Source organism: Rhodocaloribacter litoris (assembly GCF_011682235.2).
GTDB lineage: Bacteria > Bacteroidota > Rhodothermia > Rhodothermales > ISCAR-4553 > Rhodocaloribacter > Rhodocaloribacter litoris.
The window spans coordinates 3,172,313-3,183,197 of sequence record NZ_CP076718.1; the positions used below are offsets into that span (position 1 = coordinate 3,172,313).

Annotated in this window: 13 protein-coding genes; 2 read left to right on the plus strand and 11 right to left on the minus strand. The window is 67.7% G+C overall.

The genetic code is table 11. From position 1 onward, the window contains the following. Window positions 1-75: 75 nt before the first annotated feature. From GQ464_RS13200 to GQ464_RS13220, 5 genes are all read right to left on the minus strand, one after another. A complete protein-coding gene (locus GQ464_RS13200) occupies window positions 76-1,260 on the minus strand; it encodes an aspartate aminotransferase family protein (protein ID WP_166978246.1) in 1,185 nt (394 codons plus the stop codon). Further along, window positions 1,257-2,324 carry an N-acetyl-gamma-glutamyl-phosphate reductase gene (gene argC / locus GQ464_RS13205; RefSeq protein WP_166978244.1) on the minus strand — a complete coding sequence of 356 codons (1,068 nt, stop codon included), beginning with the start codon at window positions 2,322-2,324 and terminating at the stop codon, window positions 1,257-1,259. Before argC ends, GQ464_RS13200 begins: the two co-directional genes overlap by 4 nt. Beyond that, window positions 2,321-3,430: a hypothetical protein gene (locus GQ464_RS13210; protein WP_166978242.1), complete on the minus strand. Its 1,110-nt coding sequence runs from the start codon at window positions 3,428-3,430 to the stop codon at window positions 2,321-2,323. The genes argC and GQ464_RS13210 overlap by 4 nt, the downstream gene beginning before the upstream one ends. A gap of 2 nt (window positions 3,431-3,432) precedes the next feature. Next, on the minus strand, window positions 3,433-4,656 hold the full coding sequence (locus GQ464_RS13215; protein WP_228350287.1) for an argininosuccinate synthase: 1,224 nt from the start codon (window positions 4,654-4,656) through the stop codon (window positions 3,433-3,435). Window positions 4,657-5,036: 380 nt separating this feature from the next. After that, a complete protein-coding gene (locus tag GQ464_RS13220; RefSeq protein ID WP_166978238.1) occupies window positions 5,037-5,660 on the minus strand; it encodes a 5'-methylthioadenosine/S-adenosylhomocysteine nucleosidase family protein in 624 nt (207 codons plus the stop codon). Window positions 5,661-5,762: 102 nt separating this feature from the next. On the opposite strand from GQ464_RS13220, the gene metF reads away from it, so the two are divergent. Further along, entirely contained in the window at window positions 5,763-6,719 is a 957-nt protein-coding gene (gene metF / locus GQ464_RS13225) for a methylenetetrahydrofolate reductase [NAD(P)H] (protein WP_166978236.1), read from the plus strand. Between the two features lie 78 nt (window positions 6,720-6,797). On the opposite strand, the gene hpf is transcribed toward metF, so the two are convergent. The 4 genes from hpf to GQ464_RS13245 form a co-directional block, all read right to left on the minus strand. Next, complete coding sequence (gene hpf / locus GQ464_RS13230; RefSeq protein WP_166978234.1) at window positions 6,798-7,112, minus strand: ribosome hibernation-promoting factor, HPF/YfiA family; 315 nt, start codon at window positions 7,110-7,112, stop codon at window positions 6,798-6,800. 108 nt (window positions 7,113-7,220) lie between these two features. Next, window positions 7,221-7,661, minus strand: a complete 441-nt coding sequence (gene ybeY / locus GQ464_RS13235; protein ID WP_166978231.1) for an rRNA maturation RNase YbeY — start codon at window positions 7,659-7,661, stop codon at window positions 7,221-7,223. 15 nt (window positions 7,662-7,676) lie between these two features. Continuing rightward, window positions 7,677-8,132 carry a hypothetical protein gene (locus tag GQ464_RS13240; protein ID WP_166978229.1) on the minus strand — a complete coding sequence of 152 codons (456 nt, stop codon included), beginning with the start codon at window positions 8,130-8,132 and terminating at the stop codon, window positions 7,677-7,679. Between the two features lie 140 nt (window positions 8,133-8,272). After that, on the minus strand, window positions 8,273-8,623 hold the full coding sequence (locus GQ464_RS13245) for a cold shock domain-containing protein (protein WP_166978227.1): 351 nt from the start codon (window positions 8,621-8,623) through the stop codon (window positions 8,273-8,275). Between the two features lie 601 nt (window positions 8,624-9,224). Here GQ464_RS13245 and GQ464_RS13250 point away from each other — a divergent pair. Then, window positions 9,225-9,596 (plus strand): DUF423 domain-containing protein, encoded by a 372-nt coding sequence (locus GQ464_RS13250; protein WP_166978225.1) that lies wholly within the window; start codon window positions 9,225-9,227, stop codon window positions 9,594-9,596. A gap of 14 nt (window positions 9,597-9,610) precedes the next feature. Here the strand turns inward: GQ464_RS13250 and GQ464_RS13255 are convergent, their stop codons facing one another. Both GQ464_RS13255 and lipB read right to left on the minus strand, forming a co-directional pair. Beyond that, window positions 9,611-9,970 (minus strand): hypothetical protein, encoded by a 360-nt coding sequence (locus GQ464_RS13255; RefSeq protein WP_166978223.1) that lies wholly within the window; start codon window positions 9,968-9,970, stop codon window positions 9,611-9,613. A 95-nt stretch (window positions 9,971-10,065) separates the two neighbouring features. Beyond that, the gene (lipB, locus tag GQ464_RS13260) at window positions 10,066-10,851 is read right to left on the minus strand and encodes a lipoyl(octanoyl) transferase LipB (RefSeq protein WP_166978221.1); all 786 of its coding nucleotides are present in this window, start codon (window positions 10,849-10,851) and stop codon (window positions 10,066-10,068) included. Between the last annotated feature and the right edge of the window lie 34 nt (window positions 10,852-10,885).

Genomic DNA, 10,885 nt, shown 5'->3' on the forward strand with positions numbered 1-10,885 from the left:
CGTTGGACGTTGAACGTTGGACGTTGGACTACTCCCGCATCGTCGTGTATAGTTCATGATGAGCGGAACCAATCCTCAGGCGCCGGGAACGGCCTCATCCTGGTAGACCGCGAGGAACGTTTCGATGAACGTGTCGAGGGCGTCGTCCGGGGTGTTGAGGGGGGGCATGAGACGGAGGACGTTCGGATCGTCGGCGCCGCCGGCCAGGATGCCGGCTTCGCGGAGGCGGGCGATGACGGGACGGGCGGGGCCGTCGAGGACGAGGCCGAGGAGGCAGCCCCGCCCGCGCACCGCCCGCACGTGCGGCGCCAGGGCCGTGGCGAGGCGTGCGTGGATTGCCTCGGCCCGGGCCATGAGGGCCTCGTCCCGGATCGTCTCCAGCGTGGCCGTCACCGCCGCCATAGCCAGCATCCCCCCGCCGAAGGTCGTCCCCTGGTCGCCGGGCTTCACGGTGGCGGCGATGGCGTCGGCGACGAGCACCGCCCCGACGGGCACGCCCGAGCCGAGGCTCTTCGCCAGCGTGATCAGGTCGGGCCGCACGCCGAGCTGCTCGGCGATGGAGAACGTGCCGGTGCGCCCCACGCCGGTCTGCACCTCGTCGAAGATCAGGGCCACGCCGTGCCGGTCGCACAGCCGCCGGAGTTCCTCGAAGTAGGCCGGTGGCGCCTCGGTGACGCCGGCCATGCTCTGGATGGGCTCCAGGATGACCGCGCCGATGTCGTTCCGCCCGGCCAGCACGCGGGCCACGGCGTCGGCGTCGCCGAAGGGGACGAACGTCGTCTCGGGAAGCACGGCGGCGTAGGGCTCCCGGTACTTCGGGTTCCACGTCACGGCCAGGCTGCCGAGCGTGCGCCCGTGGAAGCCGCCCTCGGTGGCGATCACGCCGGGTTTGCCCGTCCACGTGCGGGCGAGTTTCAGGGCCGTCTCGTTGGCCTCGGTGCCCGAGTTGCAGAAGAAGACGTGGCGCAACCCTTCCGGCGCCATCGAGGCCAGGAGCGCCGCCGCCCGCGCCCGGACGGGGCTATAGACCACGTTCGAGTAGAACATCAGCGTGGCCGCCTGCGCCTGCACGGCCTCGACGACGCGCGGCGGGCAATGGCCGAGCAGGGTAACGCAGTGCCCGCCGTAGAAATCGAGGTAGCGGTTTCCGTCCGTGTCCCACACGTAGATCCCCTCGCCACGCTCGAGCGCGATGGGGTACTTGGCATACGTGGGGATCTGGAACGAGTCTTCGAGGCGGAGGATGTCCGGGGTGTTCATGGGGTGATGGCGGGGTTGGATACCGGAGTGGGGAGGAGGCCGGCCGTCTCGGGCAGGCCCAGGACGAGGTTCATGTTCTGGACGGCCTGGCTGGCCGCCCCTTTGAGGAGGTTGTCCAGGGCGAAGCCCACGACGAGGTGGCCGTCGCGGAGGGTCCAGCCGAGGTCGCAGAAGGGCGTGCCCACGGCGTACCGCAGTTCGGGGAGGGTGCCGGGCCAGCAGCGCACCGCCGGGGCGGCGGCATAGGCGTCTTCGTACCAGGTGGCGATGTCGGCTTCGGTGAGGCCGCCCGGCAGCGCGATGTGGGCCGTCCCCCAGATGCCGCGCGTCCAGGGGCCGGAGACGGGCACGAAGGCCACGTGGGCGTTCGGTCCCAGCGTCTGGAGCACCTCGGGCAGGTGCTGGTGGGCGAGCACCTTGTAGGCCCGCACGTTCCCGTCGCGGGTGGGGAAGTGGGTGGTGGAAGAGGGACGGGTGCCCGAGCCGGAAGCGCCCGTCAGGGCCGTCACGGCGGCGTCGAGGCGGGGCAGATGGCGGGCGAGCGGCCAGAGCGCCAGCGCCAGCCCCGTGGCGAAGCAGCCGGGGTTGGCGATGTACGGCGTGGCGTACGGGGCGTGGACCTCCGGCAGCCCGTAGGCAAAGTCGGAGAGCCGTTCGGGTGCCGGGTGGCTGAAGCCGAACCACCGGTCGTAGACGTCCGGGTCGCGGAAGCGGAAGTCGGCGCTCAGGTCCACGATGGCGCCTGCGTAGCCGGCCTCGAGCAGGCTGGCCACGGCCCGCGCTCCCTGCCCGTGCTCGGCCGCGATGAAGACGACGTCGAGCGTGTCGAGCGGCAGGTCGTCGCCGTCGGAGAAGGCCAGGTCGGTCTGGCCGCGCAGGGCCGGGTGGGCCGTCCAGACGGGCTGCCCGGCAAAGGTGCGGCTGGTGACGACCTCGAGCGTGACGTGTGGGTGTGCGGTGAGCAGGCGGATCAGCTCGCCGCCCGCGTAGCCGGCGCCGTGGAGGAGGGCCACCCGGGCCGGTGGCCGGTCGGTCGAGGTTTCGCGGAACGGTGGGTTGGTCATAGGGCGACTCCGGCAAGGGCGTAGGGGACGGTGGAGAGCGAAGCGCCGGCCACGGCGCGGGCGACCGTCTCGACGAGCGCCCCGGTGTCCTGCAGGGCGTTGTGCGCCGGGATGCCGAGCGCGTTTTGAATATACTGCTTGCCGACGGCGTTGTCCGTCACCGGGCCGACGATGGCCGTGATCGGGGCGCGGTAGCGGTCGCGGAAGAGGTGGTCGGCGGCCCAGGCCCCGGCCAGGTCGGTGGCGGCGACCACGTGGGCCCGCGTGAAGCGCTGCAACTCCTTGTCCAGCAGCAGGTCGTCGACGCCATAGTAGCCGATGAAGCCGTCGCCCAGTTCGAGGACGATCACGTCCGGGACGGCTTCGTTCAGGTGGGCGATGATGCCCTTGGCGAAGGGGGCCATGTCCTTGTTCGTCGAGGCCACCACGCCGGCGTCGTTGAACGTGGCGCAGGCCACGGCGCCGCTTTCCTGCATCATCCGCACGTCACGGCGGAGGGAGGCCCCGGTGAGCTTGGCGGCCGCCACGCGCCAGCCCCGTTCCGTCAGCCCCCGCACGATGTGCGCGGCGGCGTGCGTCTTGCCGGTGTTCATCGCCGTGCCGCTGACCATCACGAGCGGGGCCGAGTGGGAGAGCGTAAAGGCGGGTTCGAGCGCGTAGTCCTGGATGCGGGCGTGGGCCCGGGTATCGTCCAGCTCGACGAGCGCGGCGCCGAGCACCTCCACGCGCAGCGCCGGCCCCAGGTCGGGGTGGTCGGAGGTGCACAGCCCGATGATGCCGCCCATGTTGAGCAGGTGGAGCACGTCGCCGGGGGCGATGCGGCGGGGGATGCGGCCGCTGTATCCCTTCAGGGCCTGCCGCTCGCCCAGCGTGCCGACGAACACCATGTCTTTTCGGACGGTGTGGAACGTGCCGTCGGCGGCTTCGAGCTGGTTGTAGCCCTGTTTGTCTTCGAGCGCCCGCACCACCACACAGTACCCCTCCTCGGCGACGAGGTAGGGGGCGACGGCGACGGGGTTGGTGAGCGGGCACCGGCCGGTGCTGGAGGCGATGAGGTCGACCGGCCGGCGATGCCGGCCGTTGGAGGCAAGGATGGAAAGGGGCATCGCTACGTGTCTTTCTGGGTGGGGGTGGAGACGGCGCCCTGACGGGCCCGGTGGGCGAGGTAGGCCTGCAGGCCGTAGATCCGTGTGAAGCCGCGGGCGTCGCGGGCGTCCCAGAGCTGGTTCGTCTCGCCGTAGGTGGCCACGCCCGCGTCGAACATGGAGTGGGGGCTGTCGCAGCCGAGGACGCTCACCTGCCCCTTGTGCAGGCGCACCCGCACGGTGCCGGTGACGACCTCCTGCGAGGCGTCGAGGAACGCCTCGATGTCCCGCATGACGGGGTCGAAGTATTGCGCGCCGTGGAGCATCATCCCGTAGAAGTCGGCCAGGTGGTTCTTCTGGAACTGCTGCCACTGGGTCAGCACGATCTTCTCCAGCTCCCGGTGGGCGGTGATGAGGATGAGGGGGGCCGGGGCTTCGAAGGCCACCCGCCCCTTGATGCCCAGGATGGTGTCGCCCACGTGGATGCCGCGCCCGACGCCGTGCCGGGCACCCAGGTCGTTGAGCGTCTCGATGAGCGTCACCGGGTCGAGCGTGCCCCCGTCGAGGGCCACGGGCAGGCCCTTCTCGAACGCGATCGTCAGGTCGAGCGGCGCGTCCGGCGCCTCGGCCGGGGCGACGGTGTCCGGGTAGGCCGCCTCGGGCAGCGGGTCGTGCGTGGTGAGCGTCTCGCGCCCGCCGATGGTGGTGCCCCAGAGGCCCTTGTTGATCGAGTACGTCGCCTTCTCGGCCGAGGCATGGAAGCCCCGCTCGGTCAGGTAGGCGGCCGTCTCGGGGCGGCTCAGCCCCAGGTCGCGGATGGGGGTGAGGATCTCGAGGTCGCCGCCGAGGATGCGCAGGGCCACGTCGAAGCGGACCTGGTCGTTGCCGGCGCCGGTGGAGCCGTGCGCCACGGCCCGGGCGCCGAGCTGGCGGGCGGCCTCCGCCACGTGCCGGGCCTGCACCACCCGCTCGGGTCCCACGCACAGCGGGTAGACGCCGCCGCGCAGCACGTTGCCCTTGATGAGGTAGCTCAGGAGGTCGTCGTAGAGGTCGCGCCGGGCGTCGAGGGTCAGGTGCTTCGCCGCGCCGAGCTCGAGCGCCTTCGCCTCGAGTGCCGCCGCCTCCTCGGCCGTGAGGCCGCCGGTGTTCACGGTGACGGTGTACACCGGCTCGCCGTAGGTCTCGGCCAGGTAGGGGACGCAGAAGGACGTGTCGAGCCCGCCGCTGAAGGCCAGTACGATGGACATGGTAAGCTTGGTCTGGGATGAACGGATGGACAAAAAAAAACGCCGATTCCGGAGGAACCAGCGCTTCGCCGAGGGCAAGACGTACGATCTATCGCCTGTCACGTACCCCGAACCAGCACGCTTTCCTCCGACGCGGCGGCTTCACGCGTCGCGTACGTCGAGAAAAGAGGGCGATATCGGGATGGCTCGTTGTCATGACGGCGCGAATGATACGGGGCTTTAAGCGCCCCTGTCAAGGGAAATGTTTCCCGAAGGAGAAGAGAAGCCCGGGATCCCCGCCCGTCCGGCGAAGCGAAAGCGCTTTTTTCGCCTTGGGGGGGCGGTGTGTGTATGTATGAAGTTTTGGTGGAAGGGAGGTCGGGGAACGCCAAAGAGGCCCGTCAGACCGCCGCCAGGGTGTTCAGGCGGGCGAGCAGGAAGTCGGCGATGGTCTGGTGGGCCATGCTCAGGGTTTTGCGCAGGTCGGCGTCCGGGGCGTTCAGGTGCCCGGTGACCACCTTGATGAGATGACAGGGGAGCCCGTGGGTGGCCGCCACGTAGGCGATGGGGTAGCCCGCCATGTCGATCATGTCGGCGATGCGTTGCCAGTAGGTGCGTTCCTGCTGGCCCTGCACCAGGTGATCCTGGGTGACCAGGGTGCCCTGCGGCAGGTCGTCGAAGGGTACGTCGAGGGGCATGCGCGGGTAAGCGGGCGCGGCCAGCTCGATCCGGTCGCCTTCGAGGACCTGGGCGGCGGCGACCACCGTGCCGACCGGCAGCCGGTCGGTCAGCGCGGTGCAGGTACCGATGTGCAGCAGGCGCGTCAGGCCGACGTCCTCCTTGAAGTGCTGCAACATGCGTTCCGTCCGGAGCGTCGTCTTGATCTTACCCAGGCCCGTCAGCGTCACCAGCAGCATGTCGTCGTGGAGCGTTTCCCCTTCGCTGAGGCCGTCGAACCGCCCCCGCTCGTACTTTTGAAGAAACGGTGCAGCTTCCTCTTCGGTGGAGAAAACGATGCCGAGCATTGAACCAGGCCGAGGATTCGAAGTAAGAAACCGGCGCCTGCGTCGTCGCCGGGGCGCACGTATATTAACGTAGCGCGGTTGAAAACGAAAATCGCCGGGGGTATGAAAATCGTCGAGCTACTGGACCGGGCCAGCGAGACGCTGATCTCCTACGAAATCATTCCCCCGAAGCGGGGTGGCTCGGTGGCGCAGATCATGGAGATCGTCGCGTCGTTGATGGAGTTCGAGCCACCGTTCATCGACGTGACGAGCCATTCGGCGCAGGTCTATTACGAGGAGATGCCGGACGGCACGTGGCGTCGGCACGTCAAGCGGAAGCGGCCCGGTACGCTCGGGCTCTGTGCGGCAATCAAGGGGCGTTTCGGGGTCGAGACGGTGCCGCACCTGCTCTGCCGGGGTTTCACGCGCGAGGAGACCGAAGATGCCCTCATCGAGCTCAACTACCTCGGCATCCACAACGTCATGGCCCTTCGCGGTGACGACAACGGCTTCAACAAGCCCGTTCTGTTCAACCGCTCCCGGAATGAATATGCCATCGACCTCGTGCACCAGATCGCCGAGATGAACCGGGGCCGCTATCTCGAAGAACTCATCGACGCGGCGCCGACGGACTTCTGCATCGGGGTGGCCGGTTATCCGGAGAAGCACTTCGAGGCGCCGAACCTGATGTGGGACATCCTGAACCTGAAACGCAAGGTGGACGCCGGCGCCCATTACGTGACAACCCAGATGTTCTTCGACAACCGCGCCTTTTTTCACTTCGTCGAGCGGTGCCGGGATGTGGGCATCACCGTGCCGATCATTCCCGGGTTGAAGATCCTCACGAGCAAAAAGCAGCTTCAGACGCTGCCGAGCCGCTTTCACGTGGAAGTGCCCGAGGCCCTGGCCGCCGAGGTCGAGGCGGCCCGGGACGAGCAGGTGCCGGAGATCGGCATCGAATGGGCCCTCCGGCAATGCGAGGAACTGCTCAACGCGCAGGTCCCCTGTATCCATTTCTACATCATGCAGACGGCGGCGCACGTGAAGCGGGTGGTGGGAGCCCTGCGCAAGATGGCCTGAGGGCGGGGCGGGCGACCCCGTTGGGGGGCCAGCAAAAAAGCCCCGTCCGGGGAGGAACGGGGCTTTGCGGGGAGCTTTTCAGGCGCGGCGGCGGTGGTGCCGGTTGGTGCCGCGCAGTTTCTCCTTGTAGCGCAGGAGCTGGCGACGCAGCTGTTCCGTGCACCGATCCACGGCCTCGGCATGGGTGGTGGCCGTCTCCCGGGCGGTGAGTTGCTGGCGGTAGACGTTCAGGATGATTTCGGCCTGCCGGTCGCCCACCTGGCCGTTGGTGAGCACGACGTGGGCGTCGGTGATCCCGTCGTAGTAGCGCTCCAGCCAGGCCAGTCTTTCCTTGATGTGTTGCTGGAGTTCGCTCGGCGCATGAAAGTGGCGTGCCGTGATCTGGGTTTGCATGAGAAGTCCTCCACCCTGCTTGGAAATCGTTGGAAAGGGCGCGCGGGTGCGCGGCCCTTTATGATTGGTTAATCACGGGGAGGGGGATTGTCAATGGGGCGGGTCAATTTATTCGGCGGAGAGGGCGGCGAGGTACCGGTCTTCCAGCGCCCGCAGGGCGGCGCGTTCGGCGGGGGTGGCGTCGTCGTGGCCGGCGAGGTGCAGCAGGCCGTGGACCACATAGCGGCGCACCTCTTCTTCGAAGGAGGCACCGAATTCCGCATGGCGTTCGGCGGCCGTGTCGAGGTCCACATAGACTTCGCCGGCGCGTTCCGGTGTTGCTTCGTCCGAGAGGTCGAACGAGAGCACGTCCGTGTGGTAGTCGTGGTTCAGGTAGGTGCGGTTGAGTTCGAGCACGGTGGCGTGGTCCGTCAGGATGATGCCGACGTACTGCCAGCGCACGCCTTCGGCGGCCAGGACGTGGCGGGCGAGCCGTTCGAGGGCGGCTTCGTCCACGTCGTAGGACGGGTGCTCGTTGGCGATGAGGAGCTCGGGGGCGTTTTCGGGCACGCAGGGCGGCGGGCGTCAGCCCAGGTCATCGAAGAGGGATTCCGTCATCGACAGGGCCACGCTGCTCATGATCATCTCGGGCGGCAGCCGGGTGAAGTCCGTCGAGAACAGCCGGTCGTCGACGTTGGCGTAGAGCGAGCAGCCGGCCTCGCGTTCGACGACCAGGCCGTTGGTGCGGCCACCGTGTTTGGCGACGAAGATGACCTCCCCCAGTTCCTTGCTCGCCAGAAAGCCGGTGCAGCCCTGGAGTTGCAGGAAGGAACTCGGTGCATAGACCGAGACCAGGTTGGCCGGTTGCGTCGACGACAGTTCCGGCGGCAGCGCCAGGGCCATCTGGATCTCTAGCGTCAGGCGGCGGCCGCTGGGCGCGTCGTGCAGTTCGAAACGAACCAGCGAGCCGTCGCGCTTGGGCGTGACACCGAGCACCGATGCGATCCGTTCGACATCGGCGTCAGAGAAAGCGAACGCCATAGTACTGCAGGATTGGGGGAGACGCACACGAAAGCCACCGGCACACCGGCACCGCACCGCACGCGCGGCCAGGGGTGCCCGGGCGGAAGCGGCCTGCAGGAAGATAGGCGATGCCCCCGGCAAAAACAACGCGGCGAGGCCTACGACGACTGCGACAGCGAAGCCGTGACGGAGCCAGGGACCGGCGGTGTGGCCTGGAGCAGGCTGGCGTCGAGGGTGCTGCCGTTGTTGATCGCCGCGGCGACGGCCGCCGGGTCGAGCGAAGGACGAATGACCTCGTTCGTTCCCCGGACCGCGTGGGCGTGCAACCCCTTCGGACCGTCATGTAACTCGTACTCGACAACCTCGCCCGTGCGAAGCGTCTTGAAACGCTTCTCGGAGATGATCTGGGTGTAGTGGACGAAGATGTCAGGCCCCTGATCCGGGTTCAAGATAAAGCCGTAACCTTTCTTTGCGTCGAACCACTTGACGACACTGCGCTGAACCTTCATGATAGGCCTCCTCGAATTGGTGCGAATCAACGGTCTTAAAGGGTGGAACAGGCAGGGACCGGATCTTTCTGGAGGATGTCCGGGCACCGCCGGGCGACGTGCAGGCTGAAACGTCAGAGCTCCGTACGAAACCCGTTTGGGGTGCGGCGGGCATCATCAGCGTGAACCGGTACGGGCCGGTATAGGTGAGCCTGGATCGTGGCAGTACACCGCAAGGACGGCTGGCCCCTGCTGACACAATCACGACGGGCAAGGAGGAACTGACATGCCGGGAGGCAATCCAACACGAGGTAATGCCGGTCAGGGGCGCGCCGGGGAGACAGCATTACGGGAAACGGTTGCCTCGCCGTGAGAGAGAGGAAAGCCTGCCACGAAAGCTTGAATTTCTCGCTGATTGTCTCTGGAGAAACAATATAGAATGCGGGACTTGAATGTGTCAACAGCCTTGTGGATTGAAACGGCCGGTCGGTTCTTGCATTTTGGTGTCGCCGTGAGAATTTTTCTCCTTATCGTGTTTTCCGTATGCGCCCGTGTATGGCAAGGACCGGCCCTCCGGCTCTCCGGCGGCCTGGCGCGGGCGGTTGAATGACCGGGAGGGGATATGCAACGTTTTTTGCTGATCGGCGCGATAGCGGCGGGGCTGGCCGTGGCGGCGGGGGCTTTCGGGGCGCACGCCCTGGCCGGGCGGGTGCCGCCGGCGCGGCTACAGGCGTTCGAGACGGCGGTGCGCTACCAGATGTACCACGCCCTGGCCCTGCTGGTCGTCGGCTGGCTCGGGCGGACGTGGAGCCTGTGGCAGCTGGAGGGGGCGGGCTATCTGTTCACGGCCGGTCTGCTCCTGTTCTCGGGCAGCCTCTACCTGCTCGTGCTGACCGATACGCCGTGGCTCGGAGCCGTGACGCCCTTCGGCGGCGTCGCCTTCCTGGGGGGCTGGACGCTGCTCGTCTGGGCTGTGCTGGCGGCCCCCCGTTGAGGGGAGCCGGGCCGTCAGGCGGCCTCGTCTTCCTCGAAAAGCAGCGTGATGCTGGGGGTGAGGCCGTGGGTGCGGGCCAGATCGAGCAGGACGCGGGCCACCTCGGTCGGGCTGTCGTACGTGCCATACTCGTTGCTGTCGACGGCCAGGGCATAGCCGATGTCGTCGTCTTCATCCGGTACGTACGTCTCCCACTCGGTGGCTTCCTCCACGACGAAGACGCCGTCTTCGGGCACGTACGAGGCGATGAAACGCTCCCGGGCCGCGGTCCGGTCGATCAGGCTGAGGTTGCCCAGGGCCCCGTATTCCTCATCATAGAAAAGCGTTTCGGCGATCAGACGGAGCGTGAAATCGTCGAGGTCGAAGGCGGGCATGATGCAAGCGGGATGATGGGCGGAAAAGAACCCGGCACACGCGGCGCCGGACCCGGGGCCGGGGCGTGCCGGCCTGACCGGCTCGACGGTACAAACTATGATCCGGCAGGTTCCGCTTCAAGATAGTGGGCCAGGAAATCGTGCGTGCCCGCCGGATCGAGGACGGTGGTGCGGGCCTGGAACCGCCGGGCGAAATGCGCGATGAGGCGCGTGCGCACGGCCGCCTCGTCGACGGGCCGGCCCAGCTCGCGGGCCAGCGACGTCACCCCCCGGTCGGCAATGCCGCAGGGGACGATGTGGGAGAAATAGGAGAGGTCGGTGTTGAGGTTGAGGGCGAAGCCGTGCATGGTGACCCAGCGGCTGCACCGGATGCCCATGGCGCAGATCTTGCGTTCGGGGCCCCGCGCGTCCGGCCCGACCCAGACGCCGGTACGCCCTTCGACGCGGCCGGCGGTGAGGCCCTCGTCGGCGCAGGTCTGGATGACGACTTCCTCGAGCTCGCGCAGGTAGCGGTGGATGTCGGTGAAGAAGCGGTCGAGGTCGAGGATCGGGTAGCCCACGAGTTGCCCTGGCCCGTGGAAGGTGATGTCGCCGCCGCGGTCGATGTGGAAGAAGGTGGCGCCCCGTTCCGCCAGGGCCGCTTCGGAGAGGAGCAGGTGGGCGGCGTTCCCGTTCTTGCCCAGCGTGTAGACGGGCGGGTGCTCCACGAGCAGCATCACATGGGGCAGCGGTTCGGGTGGTTCCCGGCGCTTGGCGGCAATCAGCCGGGCCTGCAGGCGTTGCTGCAACGCCCAGGCCTCCGCGTAGGGCACGCGCCCGAGCGGGCACACGACCACATGCTCCGGCGCCGTGTTCCGGCGTTTTCCCTGATCCCGGCTCATGGGCATTTCGGCTCCGGGGTTTGCGTTGCTACGG